Source organism: Pseudonocardia broussonetiae, assembly GCF_013155125.1.
Taxonomy (GTDB): domain Bacteria; phylum Actinomycetota; class Actinomycetes; order Mycobacteriales; family Pseudonocardiaceae; genus Pseudonocardia; species Pseudonocardia broussonetiae.
Map to the genome: position 1 here is coordinate 938,657 of NZ_CP053564.1, position 15,329 is coordinate 953,985.

Below are 15,329 nucleotides of genomic sequence, written 5' to 3' on the forward strand. Positions count from 1 at the left end.
TGCAACAGGGTGGCGCGGCCCGAACAAGGGAGGGGCGGGGAGGGGTCGGCGTCAGGCCGCCGCCGTCTCCTTCGCCCGCTCCCGCAGGCTCGCCGGCACCGCGAACCGCTCGCCGTACTTCTGCGCGAACTCGTCGGCCCGCGCCACGAAGCCGGCCGGGCCGCCCGGGTAGCCCTCGACGTACTGCACCACGCCGCCGGTCCAGGCCGGGTAGCCGATGCCGAAGATCGAGCCGATGTTGGCGTCGGGCACCGAGGTGAGCACGCCCTCGTCGAAGCACTTCACGGTCTCGAGCGCCTCGATGACCAGCATGCGCTCGGACAGCTCGTGCAGGTCGACGTCGTGGTTGGTGGCGCCGAGCTCCTCGCGCAGCCCCTTCCACAGGCCGGCGCGCTTGCCGTCGACGTACTCGTAGAAGCCCGCGCCGCCCGACCTGCCGGTGCGGCCGGCCTCGACGAGCCGGTCGATGACGCCCTCGGACGGGTGCGGCGTCCACGTGCCGCCCGCCGCCTCGACGGCCGCCCGCGTCTCCTTGCGGATCTTCTGCGGCAGCGTGAGCGTGAGCTCGTCCATCAGCTGCAGCACCGGCGCCGGGTAGCCGGCCTGCGACGACGCCTGCTCGATCGTCTGCGGGTCGATGCCCTCGGCCAGCATCGCGACGCCCTCGTTGATGAAGGTGCCGATGACGCGGCTGGTGAAGAACCCGCGGCTGTCGTTGACGACGATCGGGGTCTTCTTGATCCCCAGCGTCAGGTCGAACGCCTTGGCCAGCGCGGCGTCGGACGTGCGCTCGCCGCGGATGATCTCCACGAGCGGCATCTTGTCGACGGGCGAGAAGAAGTGCAGGCCGATGAAGTCGCCCTCGCGGTCGAGGCCCGCGGCGAGCTCGGTGATCGGCAGCGTCGAGGTGTTGGAGCAGAGCAGGGCGTCGGGCTCGACGACCTTCATCGCCTCGCGGAACACCTCCTGCTTGAGCGACACCGACTCGAACACGGCCTCGATGACGACGTCGCAGCCGGCGAGGTCGCCGTAGTCGGCGGTGGGGGTGATGCGCCCGAGCAGCGCCTCGCCCTTCTCCAGCGTGGTCTTGCCGCGCTTGACGCCCTTGGCGACCAGGCCCTCGGAGTAGGCCTTGCCCTTCTCGGCGGAGGCGAGCTCGACGTCCTTGAGCACGACCTCCCAGCCGGCGAGCGCGCAGACGTAGGCGATGCCCGCGCCCATCATCCCGGCGCCCAGCACGGCGACCTTGCGCGGCTGCCACTTCTCGAAGCCGTCGGGCCGCGAGCGGCCGCCGTTGATGGCCTGCAGGTCGTAGAAGAACGCCTTGGTCATGTTCGTGCTGACCTGGCCGGTGACGAGCTCGGTGAAGTAGCGGGCCTCGATGCGGAACGCGGTCTCGATGTCGACCTGCGTGCCCTCGACGGCCGCCGCGAGGATGTTGCGCGGCGCCGGCATCGGCGCGCCCTTGAGCTGCTTGCGCAGGTTGGCCGGGAACGCGGGCAGGAACGCCGCGAGCTTCGGCGACGACGGGGTGCCGCCGGGGATCCTGTACCCCGGCCTGTCCCACGGCTGCGCGGCCTCGGGGTTGGCCGCGATGAAGGCGCGGGCCTTGTCGAGCATCTCCTCGGGCGTGGCCGCGAGCTCGTCGACGATGCCGGTCTCCAGCGCCTGCGCGGGCTTCATCCGCTGGCCCTGGGCGAGCACCTTCATGAAGCCGTCGGCGATGCCGAGCATCCGCGTGATGCGCACGACGCCGCCGCCGCCGGGCAGCAGGCCCAGCGTCACCTCGGGCAGGCCGTAGAGCACGCCCCGCGCGTCGAGGCCGATGCGGTGGTGGCAGGCCAGGCCGATCTCCAGGCCGCCGCCGAGCGCGGTGCCGTTCATCGCGGCGACGACGGGCTTGCCGAGCGTCTCCAGCCGGCGCAGCACGGTCTTGATCGCCATGGACTGCTCGTAGAAGCGGGGGGCGTCGGCCGGGGTGGCCGTCGACAGCGAGTCGAGGTCGCCGCCCGCGAAGAACGTCTTCTTCGCCGAGGTGAGGATGACGCCGGTGAGGGCGTCCCGGTCGGCGACGAGCGCGCTGACGCACTCGTCGAACGCCTCACCGAAGCGCTCGTTCATGGTGTTGGCGCTGCGGCCCGGGTCGTCCAGGGTGACGACGACGATGCCGTCCTCGCCCTTCTCCCAGCGCACGGCCTTCTGGTCGCTCATCAGATCCGCTCCACGATCGTCGCAATGCCCATGCCGCCGCCGACGCACAGCGTGGCGAGGCCGTACCGCAGCTCGCGCCGCTCCAGCTCGTCGATCAGCGTGCCCAGGATCATCGCGCCGGTGGCCCCGAGCGGGTGCCCCATCGCGATCGCGCCGCCGTTGACGTTGGTCTTCTCGTGGCTGATCCCCATGTCGCGCATGAACCGCATGGCGACGGCGGCGAACGCCTCGTTGATCTCGAACAGGTCGATGTCGTCGACGGTCAGCCCGGCCTTGGCCAGCGCCTTGCGCGAGGCGGGCGCGGGGCCGGTGAGCATGATCGTCGGGTCGGCGCCCGAGAGCGCGGTGGCGACGATCCGCGCGCGGGGGCGCAGGTTCGCGGCCCGGCCCGCGGCCTCGGTGCCGATCAGGCAGAGCGCGGCGCCGTCGACGATGCCGGAGCTGTTGCCGGCGTGGTGCACGTGGTCGATCTGCTCGACCCAGTGGTACTCCTGCAGCGCGACGGCGTCGAAGCCGCCCGCCTCGCCCATCATCGCGAACGAGGGCTTGAGCCCGGCGAGGCTCTCCAGCGTGGCGCCCGCGCGGATGAACTCGTCGTGGTCGAGGATCGTCAGCCCGTTGCGGTCCTTGACCGGCACGACGGACTTGGCGAAGTAGCCGTTGGCCCACGCCTTGGCCGCGCGCGCCTGCGACTCGACGGCGAACGTGTCGACGTCCTCGCGGCTCCAGCCCTCGAGCGTGGCGATGAGGTCGGCACCGATGCCCTGGGGCACGAAGCCGGTCCGGTAGCTGGTGTCGGGGTCCATCGCCCAGGCGCCGCCGTCGGAGCCCATGGGCACGCGCGACATGGCCTCGACGCCGCCCGCGAGCACCATCTCCTCCATGCCGGAGCGGATCTTCTGCGCGGCGGTGTTGACGGCCTCCAGGCCCGAGGCGCAGAAGCGGTTGAGCTGCACGCCCGCGACGGTGTGGGGCAGGCCGGCGGCGATGGCGGCGGTCTTGGCGATGTCACCGCCCTGGTCGCCGATCGGCGAGACCACGCCGAGCACGACGTCGTCGATCGTGCCGGTGTCGAGCTCGGGGTGGCGGGCGCGCATCTCGTCGATGAGCCCGGTGACCAGCGAGACCGGCTTGACCTCGTGCAACGAGCCCGAGGCCTTGCCTCGGCCGCGCGGTGTGCGGAGGGCGTCGTAGACGAACGCCTCGGGAATCTCAGCCATGCACCTTTGTTACAGCAGCACTGTCACATAGGTCAAGGTGAGGCGTACGGTGCCACCCATGACGGGCCAGCTCACCATCGACCAGCTCGCGGAACGCACCGGGGTCACCGTCCGCACCATCCGCTTCTGGGCCGGCCGCGGCCTCCTCCCGCCGCCCGTCCTGCGCGGGCGCACCGGCCTCTACGGCCCCGAGCACGTCGCCCGGTTGGAGCTGGTCAGCGAGCTGTCGGCGCTGGGCTTCTCGCTGTCGGCGATCGAGGGCCACCTGGGCCGGCTGCCCGAGTCCGCGGGCGCCACGGAGCTCGCGCTGCAGCGCGCCCTGCTCACGCCGTGGGTGCCCGAGCAGCTCGAGGAGGTCGACCGCGCCGAGCTCGACCGCCGCGCCGGGCGCACCCTGACCGGGGCCGACGTCGAGCTCCTGTCCGACCTCGGTGTGATCGACGTCCTCGACGGCGGCCGCGTCCGGCTGCACGGCTCCGGCACCCTCGGCGAGGGCCTGGCCGTGATCGACTCCGGGCTGCCCGTCGACGTCTGGCGCCGCGCCCACGAGCTCATCGAGCAGCACACCACCGCGCTCGCCGAGGACCTCATGAAGGTCTTCCAGGACGAGGTGCTCCAGCCCTACCGCGACCGCGGCCGCCCCGCCGACGAGCGCACCCGGCTCGCGCAGGCCTTCTCCCAGCTGAAGCCGATCACGGTGCGCGGCGTCGTCACGGCGTTCGGGCGGGCGGTGAACCGGACCATCCGCGAACGGATCGGATAGGTTCGCCCCATGCGGGTCCTACGCGCCGCCGGTCACTTCGCGGTCCCCGAGGGCGAGCCCAACCAGTACCGCGAGCACCTGCGCGCGAGCGACCTGTCGGTGGGCACCTACTGCATCCCCGTCGGGGGCAAGGACGGCCAGCACCCGCACGGCGAGGACGAGGTCTACGTCGTCGTGCGCGGGCGGGCGCGGCTGGTCTCGTCCTCCGTCGACGTCGAGATCGGCCCCGGCAGCGTGGTCTACGTGCCGGCGGCGGAGGAGCACCAGTTCGTCGACGTCAGCGAGGACCTCTCGATCGTCGTCGTGTTCGGCCCGGCGGAACGGACGCGCGGATGACCTTCACCCACCGGCACCGCGTCCGCTACCTCGAGGTCGACGGCCAGGGCGTCGTGTTCAACTCGTGGTACCTCGCCTGGTTCGACGACGCCATGACCGCGTTCCTGGCCGACCGCGGCCTGCCCTACGCCGACATGCTCGCCTCGGGCCACGACGTGCAGCTCGTGCGCTCGGAGATCGACTGGCGCACCGGCGTCGGGTTCCAGGACGAGGTCGACATCGCCGTCGCCACCGCCCGCACCGGCACCACCTCCTTCGCGCTCGACTTCGAGGTGCGCCGCGGTGCGGAGGTCACGTGCGCGGGCCGGACGGTGTACGTCGTGGTGGCCACCGACGGCTCCGGCAAGCGCCCGATCCCGCCGCTCATCGCCGACGCGCTCGGCGAGCCGGCCCCGCTCCTCGCGATCTGACCGCCGCCGTTCCGCTGCGTGGGACACGTCTCATTCCGGGACACGCAACCGGTGCACCCTGTGGGCACACTGCGTCGTGTCCGCGCCGCTGCCGACTCCGGAGGTCCCGATGTTCGCCGTCCCCGACGGTCCGCTGACCCGCGAGGTCTGGATGCGCTACGCGCTCGTCCGCATCCAGGAGCTCGTCGACAAGCCGCGCGCGGAGATGACCGACACCGAGCTGAGCATCTACACGTTCGCCACCGCGGCCCTGTCCGGCGGCCAGCCGATCATCCCGCTCGGGGCGCCGGGGCTGCACGCGGTCGGCTCCGACCGCGCCCGGCTGTGCCGGGTGTGCGGCGCCGAGTGGCCCCTGCGGGGCGCCGCCCAGCACGTCGCCGGCTGCCCGATCCGCACCGCGACCGCCTGAGGACCGCCACCACCTGAGGACCGCCACCGGCGGCGCGGGTCACCGGGCGGGCAGCACCCGCCCGCGCACCTCGCCCAGCTCCAGGCGCCCGCCGCCGACCGCGGGCGCCGTCGCGGCGATGACGACCTCGTCGCCGTCCTCCAGGTAGGTCCGGCTGGCGCCCCCGCCGACCGCGACCGGCTCGGTGCCGCCCCAGCTCAGCTCCAGCAGGCAGCCGCGCTGGTCGCGGCGGGCGCCGGAGATCGTGCCGGAGCCGAGCAGGTCGCCCGCGCGCAGCGGCGTGCCGTTCGTCGTCAGGTGGGTGACGAGCTGGGCCGCGGTCCAGTGCAGGTCCACCGCGGGCGGCCGGGACACGGTCGCGCCGTTGACCAGCAGCTCGCAGGCCACGTCGAGCCCGCGGTCGGTGGAGCCCTGGAGGTACGACGGCGGCGCGGGGTCGCGCGGGGGCGGGTCGGTCCACGCGGCGGCGAGCTCGTCGAGCGGCGTGACCCACCCGGAGACCGACGTGGCGAACGACTTGCCCAGCAGCGGCCCGAGCGGGCGCGACTCGAACGCCTGCACGTCGCGCGCCGACCAGTCGTTGAGCAGCACCACCCCGAAGACGTGGTCGAGCGCGTCCTCCATCGCCACCGGGCCGCCGGAGGCGCCGAGCACGAACCCCAGCTCGACCTCGACGTCGAGCTGCCGGGTCGGCGCGAGCTCACCCGCGGCGACCTGCCCGCGCGGGCGCTGCACCGGCGTCCCCGTGACGCGCACCGTGCCCGCCCGGCCGTGGTAGCCGACCGGCAGGTGCTTCCAGTTCGGCGGGAGCGCGGCGCCGGAGGGGCGGGCGATCGTGGCGGCGTTGAGGGCGTGCCGCTCGCAGGCGAAGAAGTCGACGTAGTCGGCGACGGTGAACGGCAGCCGCAGCTCCAGCCCCGCCGGCGGCAGCACGTAGGGCGCGTGGTCCTCCCGCAGCCGCGACGCGAGCCAGCCGTGCACCTCCCGCCACGCCGGGCGGCCCGCGGCGAGCAGCGGGTCGAGCGTCGTGGCGGCGAGCAGCTCCGGGTGCGGGCCGCCCTCGACGTCGGCGAGCGACCCGACGTCGACGACGCCCTCCGCCGACCGCGCCACCACCCGCCCGGGTCCCGGACGGCCCGCCCCACCCACGACCCCCAGCGCCAGGCTCCGCATGCCCGGCACCGTAGCCGGGATCGCCGGGCCGGTCAGGTGTGCTGGTCGGTCAGGTGTGCTGGGCCCGGTAGCGCGACGGCGTGGTGCCGACGTGCCGGGCGAAGGACGCGGCCAGGTGGCCGGGGCTGCTGAACCCGCAGGCGTACGCGATCCGGGTGACCGGCTGGTCGGTCCCCCTGAGCAGCCGCTGCGCCGCCTCGACGCGGAGCTCGGTGAGCCGGCGCATCGGCGTGCGTCCGGTGGTCGCCTTGAACACGCGCAGGAAGTGGTACGGGGACAGACCGGCCACCCCGGCCAGCTCCGACAGGGTCAGCTGCTCCTCCAGGTGCGCGGCCATGTACGCCAGCACGCGCGCGGTGCGGCGCTCCTCCCGCGTCGGCCGCCGCGGCGCGGGCAGGCCGGCGTGGTGGGTCAGCAGGTGAGTGACGAGGAACTGGGCCGCCGACTGCGCGTAGAGGTCCGGTGCGCCCGCCCGCTGCGCCGCCGCCGCGGCTCCCAGCAGCACCGCCGTCGTCGGGTCGTCGGTGCTGAGGCTGTCCAGGACGGGGGTGCCCGCCCGGCCCCACACCTGCTCGGCGATCCCGCGGACGACCGGCCCCGGCACGGTGACCTGCAGGGTGACGACCGGCTCGTCCGAGGTCGCCCGCCACCGCAGCCGCGTCGCGCGCCCGGGCGCCGTGAGACCGAGGGTCCCCGGGGCGTGGACGGCGCCCTGCCAGCGGCCACCGGCCGCGGACTCGATCCACTTGGTGCCGGACTCCAGCAGCACGACCCGCTGCACGTCGGCGGCGGCGATCCGGAAGTCCTCGACCTCCGCGCGGTCGTGCACCCGGCGCAGGGACATCGACGTCCACCCCGGCGCCGACCCGGACCCGGCGGTGGCCCCGCAGGCGGTGCTCCCCGTCGTCGTCATGAGCCCATTCCAGCAGGAGGGCCCGGCCGCCGCCCGGGGGTCCGCCGCACCGGCGCCGCAATCCGGTGGAAGCCGGGGGCAATCGGGTGGAAGCGCATCCGGTCTGCCCCTCCTAGCGTTCCGATCATGACCGCATCCGCAGGATCACCACCCGCCCGCGTCGCCGTCGTGACCGGGGCGTCCGGGGGCATCGGCGCCGCGGTGGCGCAGCGCCTGGCCGCCGACGGGATGGCCGTCGTCGTCGCCTTCGCGGGTCGGCGCGAGCGCGCCGACGAGGTCGTCGACGCCATCACCGCGGCCGGCGGCACGGCCGTCGCGCAGCAGGCCGACGTCGCCGACGAGACCGCGGTCGCCGCGCTGTTCGACCGCACCGAGGAGCTGTACGGCGGCGTCGACGTCGTCGTCCACGCCGCCGGGATCATGCTGCTGTCCCCGCTCGCCGAGCTCGACCTGGCCGACCTCGACCGGATGCACCGGACGAACGTGCGCGGCACCGTGGTGGTCGACCAGCAGGCGGTCCGCCGGCTGCGCACCGGCGGCGCGCTCATCAACTTCTCGACGTCGGTGACGTCCCTGGCGTTGCCCACCTACGGCGCCTACGTCGCGACGAAGGGCGCGGTGGACGCCCTGACGATGGTGCTGGCCAAGGAGCTGCGCGGCCGTGACGTGACGGTCAACGCGGTGGCCCCCGGGCCGACGGCGACGCCGCTTTTCCTGGACGGCAAGGACCAGGAGACGATCGACCGGCTGGCCGCCGCCCCGCCGCTGGAACGGCTGGGGCAGCCCGAGGACATCGCGACCGCGGTGGCGTTCCTGGCCGGGCCCGGCCGGTGGGTCAACGGCCAGGTGCTCCTGGTCAACGGCGGGGTGGCCCGGTGAGCGGCCAGGTCGTGCTGGTCACCGGCGCCTCCAGCGGCTTCGGGGCGATGACGGTGCGCGCGCTGGCCGCGGCCGGGCACACCGTGTGGGCCGGCATCAGGGCCACCGCCGGGCGCAACGCACCGGCGGTCGCGGACCTGCGGGTGCACGCCGACGAGCACGGCGTCGACCTGCGCGCGGTCGAGCTCGACGTGTCCGACCAGGACTCCGTCGACGCCGGCGTCGCGCACGTCCTCGCCGCGTCGGGGCACCTCGACGTGGTCGTGCACAACGCCGGGCACATGGTGCTGGGCCCGACCGAGGCGTTCCTGCCCGAGCAGCTGGCCGCGGCCTACGACGTCAACGTGCTGTCCACCCAGCGGGTCAACCGGGCCGTGCTGCCGCACCTGCGCGCCCGGGGCAGCGGGCTGCTCGTGTGGATCGGGTCCTCCAGCACCCGCGGGGGGACGCCGCCCTACCTGGCGCCGTACTTCGCGGCCAAGGCCGCCGAGGACTCCCTGGCGGTCAGCTACGCGGCCGAGCTCATCCGGTTCGGCATCGAGACCACGATCGTCGTGCCCGGGTCGTTCACCAGCGGCACGAACCACTTCGCCCACGCCGGGCACGCCGCCGACACCGGCGTGGCCGCGGCCTACGACTCCCGCTACGCCGGCCTGGTGGACCAGGTCGGGGCGAAGCTGGCCGAGCTGTCGCCGCCCGACGCCGACCCCGGCGAGGTGGCCCGGGCCGTCGTCGCCGCCGTCGGCGCGGAGCGCGGGAGCCGGCCCTACCGGGTGCACGTCGACCCGGCGGACGACGGCGCCGAGGAGGTCAACGCCGTCGGCGACCGGGTGCGCCGGGACTTCTACCGCCGCATCGGCCTCGCCGACCTGCTGGGTCCTCACGACGGGTGACCTCAGCCGTTCCCGAACGCCTCGAGCGCCACCGGCTCCCACTCCCGCCAGGTGTCCAACCGCTCCTGGTAGATCGCGGCGACGTCGGTGAACGAGCGGCCGAAGAAGACGCGGTGCGGCGGCTCCGCCGCGTCGACCACCCGCAGGAGCGCGGCCCGGGTGGCCGCCGGGTCGCCGACGGCCCACTCCCCGCCGTTCCGCGCCCGGACGGCGTCGTAGGCCGGCATCGGGGCACTGGTCCGGGAGCCGCGGGACAGCCAGTCCGTCGCGTAGGGGCCGGGCTCCACGTTCGTCACGTGGATGCCCAGGCCCTCGACCTCCTGCCACAGCGACTCCGACAACCCCTCCACCGCCCACTTCGACGCGTGGTAGGCGCCGATCCCCGGGTACGCGCGGACCCCGCCCTCGCTCGTCACCTGCACCAGGTGGCCGTGGCCCTGGGCGCGGAAGACCGGTAGCGCCGCCTGCGTCACCCAGACCGCCCCGAAGAAGTTCGTCTCCATCTGGTCGCGGAGCTCGCGCTCGGTGATCTCCTCGACCATGCCGAAGTGGCCGTAGCCGGCGTTGTTGACGACGACGTCCAGCGCGCCGAAGTGCTCGTGCGCCCGCCGCACCGCGGCGTGGACCGCGTCCCGGTCCACGACGTCGAGCTCCAGGGTCAGGACCGCGTCCCCGAACCGCTGCGGGTAGTCCGCGACGGTCTCCGGACGACGGGCGGTGGCCACGACCCGGTCACCGCGCTCCAGGGCCGCCTCGGTCCACAGCCGCCCGAACCCGGTGGACGTCCCGGTGACGAACCACGTCTTCACTGCTCTTCCCATGACTCCACTGTGCGGACGCGACAGGGGCACCACCAGCGAGGGATCGGCACCGCAGCCATGCCGGACAGGACTGGCAGGGGAGGATGGACGGGTGGCCCTGGACGTGTCGACGCAGGCTCTCCGCTCCCTGCGGGCCGTCGCCCGCACCGGCTCGTTCACCGGGGCCGCCGAGCTGCTGGGCTACACGCAGTCGGCGGTGTCCAAGCAGGTCCGCGCCCTGGAGAACGCCGCGGGCGCCGTGCTGTTCACGCGGGCGGCCCGGGGCGTGGCGCCGACCGCCGCCGGGCGGGCCCTGCTGCGCCGGGCCGAGGTGGTCCTGGACCAGCTGGACGCGGCGCAGCACGACATCGCCGCGCTGGGACGCCAGGTCGTCGGCCGCGTCACCCTCGGCGGCTTCCCGACCACCGCGGTGGACCTCGTGCCGCGGGCCCTGGCCCACCTGGGCTCGACCCGGCCGGACGTGGACGTCGACTTCCGGCAGCTGTCCACGCCGGCCCAGCTCCGCCGGCTGCGGTCCGGGCGCCTCGACCTCGCCGTCATCGCCGTCGGCGACGGCCTGCCGGACTACGACCTCCGCGGTCTGACCACCCGGACCCTGCCCAGCGGGCCGCTGCTGGTCGCCGTCCCCGCCGGGCACCGCCTGGCCGGAATCGGACGGGTGTCCCTCGCCGACCTCGCCGCCGAGCGGTGGGTCGTCGGGCAGGGAGCGGAGGGGGAGCCGCAGTTCGGCGTGTGGCCGGCCCTCGAGGGGTCCGAGGTGGTGGCCCGGGCCCGGGACTGGTCCACGCGGCTCGGGTTCGTGGCCGCCGGTCTCGGCGTGACCACCATCCCCGCGCTGGCCGCCGCCGCGGTCCCCGGCGGGGTCGTCACCGTGCGGGTCGACGACCCGGCGCCGCGGGAGCGCCGGCTCACCCTCGCCTGGACCGGTGAGCCGGGGCCGGCGGTCGCGGCCGTCCGGGCGGCCCTCGCGACCGCGGCCGCCGCGATGGCGGAGCCGTGGTCGGACCCGGCGTGACCCGTGTCGGCGAGGTCGGGAGGGGTCAGGCGGCGGGGACCATCCGTGCGCGGGCCTCGACCAGCACGCCGTCCAGGCGGTCGCGGGTCTCGGCCAGGTGCCGGGCCTGGGCGTCCACCCGGGCACGCTCCTGCTCCAGCCGGGCCACCATCGCCGGCGTCGTCGTCCCGGAGTAGATGCACGGCAGCAGCTCGACGACGTGCCGCGCGGGCACGCCGGCCGCGAAGAGCAGCTGGATCAGCTCCACCCGCTCGACGGCGTCGTCGGCGTACTCGCGGTGCCCGCCCCCGGTCCGCTGCTCGAGCAGCAGCTGCTGCTCCCCGTACCAGCGCAGCGACCGCGGACTCACCCCGGTCCGCCGCGACAGCTCCCCGATGCGCACGGCACCTCCCTGTGGTGCGCGTCACCGGCTCGACGGTTGAACCTGATACGCGTGTGAGATCCTACCGTCGTCGGCATGGACATCCAGAACGCCACCGCCCTCGTCACCGGCGCCAACCGGGGCCTGGGGCGGGAGATCACCCGGCAGCTGCTCGCCCGCGGCGCCCGCCGGGTCTACGCCACCGCCCGGAACCCCGCGGCCGTCGACGTCCCCGGCGCCACCCCGCTGCACCTCGACGTCACCGACGAGCAGAGCGTGCTCGCCGCCGCCGCGGCCGCGCAGGACGTCGACCTGCTGGTCAACAACGCCGGCATCTCCACGCTCACCGACCTGCTGACCGGCGACCTGGAGCAGGCCCGCGCCGAGATGGACGTGCACCTCTGGGGCACCCTGCGCGTCACCCGCGCCTTCGCCCCCGCCCTGGCCCGGGCCGGGGGCGGCGCGATCGTCAACGTGCTGTCGGTGCTGTCCTTCCGCACCTACCCCGGCAACGGCGCCTACGCCGCGGCCAAGGCGGCGCAGTGGTCGCTGACCCACAGCACGCGCCTGGCCCTCGCGGCGCAGGGCACCCAGGTCCTCGGCGCGCACCTGTCCTCGACCGACACCGACATGATGGCCGGCTGGGACGTGCCCAAGAACGACCCGGCCGACGTCGTCCGTGCGATCCTCGACGGCCTGGAGGCCGCGCTCAGCGAGGTGCTGGTCGACGACGACTCCCGGGAGGCCAAGCGACTGCTGTCCGCCTCGCCGGAGGAGCTGCACGCCCCGGTGGCCGGCTGACCCGGTCAGCCCAGCTCGTAGGTGAAGGCGTACGTGTGCTCGCCCTCGGGCGACCGGTCGATCGTCAGCCGCCCGGTCAGGCCGCGCAGCGCGCCGGTGGCCGAGTCGGGCACGACGTCGACGGTCATGTCGCCGCCGCTCGCGCTGCCGACGGCGGAGTGCCGGAGCACGAACGTGCCGCTGCGGCCGTCGACCGAGACCGCGAGCCGCTCGATCCCGACGTACGCGGCCGACGGGTCGGCGATCGCCTGCAGCAGCTGCATCGCGCTCGTGCCGCTGACCCCGCCCTCGAAGGTCTTCGTGCCGGCCACCCGCACGAGCCTCGCGCCCTCGGCGTCGTCGTAGACCTCCTCGTCCCAGGAGGTGAGGTCGAACCGTCCGGTCGTCGTCATGGGCCCATCCTCGCGGCCCGCGCGCGGTGGGGATTGGAGATCCGCGACAGCCCGTGTGCGAACGGCACTCCCACCCGACCTGGTTGGGCGAGAGTGCCGTTCGCGCGGGGTCACTTGCGGGTGACCGACTCCAGGTACCGCTGCGTCCAGCCGTCGGCTGCGCGGCGGATCCACAGGTCGATCGTGTCCGCCTCCTCCGCGCCGGCGTCGTCCATGCGGGCGAGGGCGTCGCGGCGGAGCTGGGCCTTGGTGAACGCGAACGTGTCGGCGGGGATCCTGTCCGCCATCGCCAGGGCGCGCTCGACCGCGGCGGGCAGCAGGTCGTCGGCGGGCAGCACCTCCTCGACCAGGCCGAGCGCCCGCGCCTCGCCGGGCAGGTGCGTGGCCGCGCCGGTGATCAGCGTGCGCGCCACCTGGTCGCCGACGGCGTAGCGGACAACCTCCACCGCCACCCGGGGCAGCGGCACGCCCACCACCAGCTCGGGCAGCCCGATCCGGGCGCTCCCGTCGGCCATCAGCACGACGTCGGCGGCCGCGGCGAGCACCGCACCACCGGCGATCGCATGCCCGTTGACGGCCGCCACCACCGGCTTGCGCAGCTCGAACACGCTGCGGAACAGCCCGTCGAGCGCGGGCACGAACCGCCGCGCGTAGGGCTCGCCGTCGGTGACGAGCCGGCGCAGGTCCGCGCCCGCCGAGAAGGCCCGTCCCGCCCCGGTGAGGACGACGGCCCGCGCCGGGTCCGTCGCCAGTGCCTGGAACCGGTCGGCGACCGCGTCGCACAGCTCGGGGTCCAGGGCGTTGACCGGTCCGTGGGCCAGGCGGAGCACCGCGACATCGCCGTCGCGCTCGAGTTCGATCACGAACCGGGACGGTACCGGCCGCGGTCTCATGGCAGGCTGCGCATGAGCCGTCCGTCACCGATCGATGGAGAGATCACCATGCCGCAGAGCGTCCGCGGGGTCGTCGCCCACAAGAAGGGCGAGCCCGTCTCGGTCGAGACGATCATCGTCCCCGACCCCGGTCCCGGCGAGGCCGTCGTCCAGGTCCAGGCGTGCGGGGTGTGCCACACCGACCTGCACTACCGCGAGGGCGGCATCAACGACGAGTTCCCGTTCCTGCTCGGCCACGAGGCCGCCGGGATCGTCGAGGCCGTCGGCGAGGGCGTCACCGACGTCGCCCCCGGCGACTTCGTGATCCTCAACTGGCGCGCCGTCGACGGCACCTGCCGCGCGTGCCGGCGCGGTGAGCCCTGGTACTGCTTCTCCACCCACAACGCCGCCCAGAAGATGACGCTGGAGTCGGGCCAGGAGCTCTCCCCCGCGCTCGGGATCGGCGCGTTCGTCGAGAAGACCCTCGTCCACGCCGGGCAGTGCACCAAGGTCGACCCGGCGGTCAAGCCCGAGGTCGCGGGCCTGCTCGGCTGCGGGGTCATGGCCGGCATCGGCGCGGCCATCAACACCGGCGGCGTCGGGCGCGGCGACTCCATCGCCGTCATCGGCTGCGGCGGCGTGGGTGACGCCGCGATCGCGGGCGCCCGACTCGCCGGCGCGTCGACGATCATCGCGATCGACATGGACGACCGGAAGCTGGAGTGGGCCAAGGGCTTCGGCGCCACCCACACCATCAACGCCCGCGAGCGCGACGTCGTCGAGGCCGTCCAGGAGCTCACCGACGGCAACGGCGCCAACGTCGTCGTCGACGCCGTGGGCCGCCCGGAGACCTTCAAGCAGGCCTTCTACGCCCGCGACCTCGCCGGCACCGTCGTCCTGGTCGGGGTCCCCACCCCCGACATGACCGTCGACCTCCCGCTCATCGACGTGTTCGGGCGCGGCGGCTCCACCAAGTCCTCCTGGTACGGCGACTGCCTGCCCAGCCGCGACTTCCCGATGCTCGTCGACCTGCACCTGCAGGGCCGCCTGCCCCTGGAGAAGTTCGTCAGCGAGACCATCGCCCTCGACGGGGTCGAGGCCGCGTTCGAGAAGATGCACAAGGGCGAGGTCCTGCGCTCGGTGGTGCTGTTCTGATGGCGCCGATCGACCACCTCGTCACCTCCGGCACGTTCTCCCTCGACGGCGGCACCTGGGACGTCGACAACAACGTCTGGATCGTCGGCGACGAGAACGAGGTCGTCGTCATCGACGCCGCCCACGACGCCGACGCCATCGCCGCCGCGGTCGGGGGCCGCACCGTCAAGGCCGTCGTGTGCACCCACGCCCACGACGACCACGTCAACCAGGCCCCCGCCCTGGCCGACCGCTTCTCCGCGCCGATCCTGCTCAACCCGAACGAGTCGGTGCTGTGGGACATGACCTGGCCCGACCGCAGGCCCGACGGCGAGCTCGCCGACGGCCAGGTCATCACCGTCGGCGGCATCGAGCTCCGCGTGCTGCAGACCCCCGGCCACTCCCCCGGCTCCTCCTGCCTCTACTCGGCGGAGCTGGGCACGGTGTTCTCCGGCGACACCCTGTTCCAGGGCGGTCCCGGCGCCACCGGCCGGTCGTACTCGAGCTTCGACACGATCATCGAGTCGATCCGCACCACCCTGCTGACGCTGCCCGGGGCCACCACCGTCCGCACCGGCCACGGCGACTCCACCAGCATCGGCGACGAGCTCCCGCACCTGGAGGAGTGGATCGCGAAGGGCAGCTGATCGGTAGCACGTCAGTACTGTCTCGGCCGCGTGGAGGAAGCGGCCGAGACGATCGGCGCACGGGCCGGCGGTCACCGCC

18 protein-coding genes are annotated in these 15,329 nt (G+C 74.2%); 10 read left to right on the forward strand and 8 right to left on the reverse strand.

All coding sequences use genetic code 11. From position 1 onward, the window contains the following. Positions 1 to 51: 51 nt before the first annotated feature. Positions 52 to 2,211: a 3-hydroxyacyl-CoA dehydrogenase NAD-binding domain-containing protein gene (locus HOP40_RS04560; RefSeq protein WP_172154946.1), complete on the reverse strand. Its 2,160-nt coding sequence runs from the start codon at positions 2,209 to 2,211 to the stop codon at positions 52 to 54. After that, positions 2,211 to 3,431, reverse strand: coding sequence for an acetyl-CoA C-acetyltransferase (locus HOP40_RS04565; RefSeq protein ID WP_205347079.1), 1,221 nt, complete (start codon positions 3,429 to 3,431; stop codon positions 2,211 to 2,213). Before HOP40_RS04565 ends, HOP40_RS04560 begins: the two co-directional genes overlap by 1 nt. Before the next feature lie 58 nt (positions 3,432 to 3,489). Here HOP40_RS04565 and HOP40_RS04570 point away from each other — a divergent pair, with 58 nt between their 5' ends. From HOP40_RS04570 to HOP40_RS04585, 4 genes are all read left to right on the forward strand, one after another. After that, entirely contained in the window at positions 3,490 to 4,194 is a 705-nt protein-coding gene (locus HOP40_RS04570) for a MerR family transcriptional regulator (RefSeq protein WP_172154948.1), read from the forward strand. A 9-nt stretch (positions 4,195 to 4,203) separates the two neighbouring features. Then, complete coding sequence (locus tag HOP40_RS04575; RefSeq protein WP_172154950.1) at positions 4,204 to 4,530, forward strand: cupin domain-containing protein; 327 nt, start codon at positions 4,204 to 4,206, stop codon at positions 4,528 to 4,530. Further along, complete coding sequence (locus HOP40_RS04580; RefSeq protein WP_172154952.1) at positions 4,527 to 4,940, forward strand: acyl-CoA thioesterase; 414 nt, start codon at positions 4,527 to 4,529, stop codon at positions 4,938 to 4,940. The genes HOP40_RS04575 and HOP40_RS04580 overlap by 4 nt, the downstream gene beginning before the upstream one ends. 109 nt (positions 4,941 to 5,049) lie before the next feature. Continuing rightward, a complete protein-coding gene (locus HOP40_RS04585) occupies positions 5,050 to 5,349 on the forward strand; it encodes a hypothetical protein (RefSeq protein WP_172154954.1) in 300 nt (99 codons plus the stop codon). A gap of 39 nt (positions 5,350 to 5,388) precedes the next feature. Here the strand turns inward: HOP40_RS04585 and HOP40_RS04590 are convergent, their stop codons facing one another. Together HOP40_RS04590 and HOP40_RS04595 are read right to left on the reverse strand one after the other, a co-directional pair. Next, positions 5,389 to 6,522 (reverse strand): fumarylacetoacetate hydrolase family protein, encoded by a 1,134-nt coding sequence (locus tag HOP40_RS04590; RefSeq protein WP_172154965.1) that lies wholly within the window; start codon positions 6,520 to 6,522, stop codon positions 5,389 to 5,391. A gap of 49 nt (positions 6,523 to 6,571) precedes the next feature. After that, a complete protein-coding gene (locus HOP40_RS04595; protein WP_172154967.1) occupies positions 6,572 to 7,435 on the reverse strand; it encodes a helix-turn-helix domain-containing protein in 864 nt (287 codons plus the stop codon). 126 nt (positions 7,436 to 7,561) lie between these two features. Between HOP40_RS04595 and HOP40_RS04600 the strand changes: the two genes are divergently transcribed. Together HOP40_RS04600 and HOP40_RS04605 are read left to right on the forward strand one after the other, a co-directional pair. Continuing rightward, positions 7,562 to 8,314, forward strand: a complete 753-nt coding sequence (locus tag HOP40_RS04600; RefSeq protein WP_172154968.1) for an SDR family oxidoreductase — start codon at positions 7,562 to 7,564, stop codon at positions 8,312 to 8,314. Continuing rightward, positions 8,311 to 9,207, forward strand: coding sequence for an SDR family oxidoreductase (locus HOP40_RS04605; RefSeq protein WP_172154970.1), 897 nt, complete (start codon positions 8,311 to 8,313; stop codon positions 9,205 to 9,207). Before HOP40_RS04600 ends, HOP40_RS04605 begins: the two co-directional genes overlap by 4 nt. Positions 9,208 to 9,209: 2 nt before the next feature. On the opposite strand, the gene HOP40_RS04610 is transcribed toward HOP40_RS04605, so the two are convergent. Next, complete coding sequence (locus HOP40_RS04610; protein WP_172154972.1) at positions 9,210 to 10,028, reverse strand: SDR family NAD(P)-dependent oxidoreductase; 819 nt, start codon at positions 10,026 to 10,028, stop codon at positions 9,210 to 9,212. Positions 10,029 to 10,119: 91 nt separating this feature from the next. Between HOP40_RS04610 and HOP40_RS04615 the strand changes: the two genes are divergently transcribed. Further along, a complete protein-coding gene (locus HOP40_RS04615) occupies positions 10,120 to 11,043 on the forward strand; it encodes a LysR family transcriptional regulator (RefSeq protein ID WP_205347080.1) in 924 nt (307 codons plus the stop codon). A 25-nt stretch (positions 11,044 to 11,068) separates the two neighbouring features. Here HOP40_RS04615 and HOP40_RS04620 read toward each other — a convergent pair whose 3' ends face one another. Then, a complete protein-coding gene (locus HOP40_RS04620) occupies positions 11,069 to 11,425 on the reverse strand; it encodes a MerR family transcriptional regulator (RefSeq protein ID WP_172154976.1) in 357 nt (118 codons plus the stop codon). A gap of 75 nt (positions 11,426 to 11,500) precedes the next feature. Here HOP40_RS04620 and HOP40_RS04625 point away from each other — a divergent pair, with 75 nt between their 5' ends. Then, positions 11,501 to 12,205 (forward strand): SDR family oxidoreductase, encoded by a 705-nt coding sequence (locus HOP40_RS04625; protein WP_172154978.1) that lies wholly within the window; start codon positions 11,501 to 11,503, stop codon positions 12,203 to 12,205. A 5-nt stretch (positions 12,206 to 12,210) separates the two neighbouring features. On the opposite strand, the gene HOP40_RS04630 is transcribed toward HOP40_RS04625, so the two are convergent. Further along, entirely contained in the window at positions 12,211 to 12,597 is a 387-nt protein-coding gene (locus HOP40_RS04630) for a DUF3224 domain-containing protein (RefSeq protein WP_172154980.1), read from the reverse strand. Between the two features lie 110 nt (positions 12,598 to 12,707). Then, positions 12,708 to 13,460, reverse strand: a complete 753-nt coding sequence (locus HOP40_RS04635) for an enoyl-CoA hydratase/isomerase family protein (protein ID WP_172154982.1) — start codon at positions 13,458 to 13,460, stop codon at positions 12,708 to 12,710. Positions 13,461 to 13,538: 78 nt separating this feature from the next. On the opposite strand from HOP40_RS04635, the gene HOP40_RS04640 reads away from it, so the two are divergent. Further along, on the forward strand, positions 13,539 to 14,624 hold the full coding sequence (locus HOP40_RS04640; protein WP_172154984.1) for an S-(hydroxymethyl)mycothiol dehydrogenase: 1,086 nt from the start codon (positions 13,539 to 13,541) through the stop codon (positions 14,622 to 14,624). Beyond that, the gene (locus HOP40_RS04645; protein ID WP_172154986.1) at positions 14,624 to 15,250 is read left to right on the forward strand and encodes an MBL fold metallo-hydrolase; all 627 of its coding nucleotides are present in this window, start codon (positions 14,624 to 14,626) and stop codon (positions 15,248 to 15,250) included. The genes HOP40_RS04640 and HOP40_RS04645 overlap by 1 nt, the downstream gene beginning before the upstream one ends. The last annotated feature ends 79 nt before the right edge of the window (positions 15,251 to 15,329 follow it).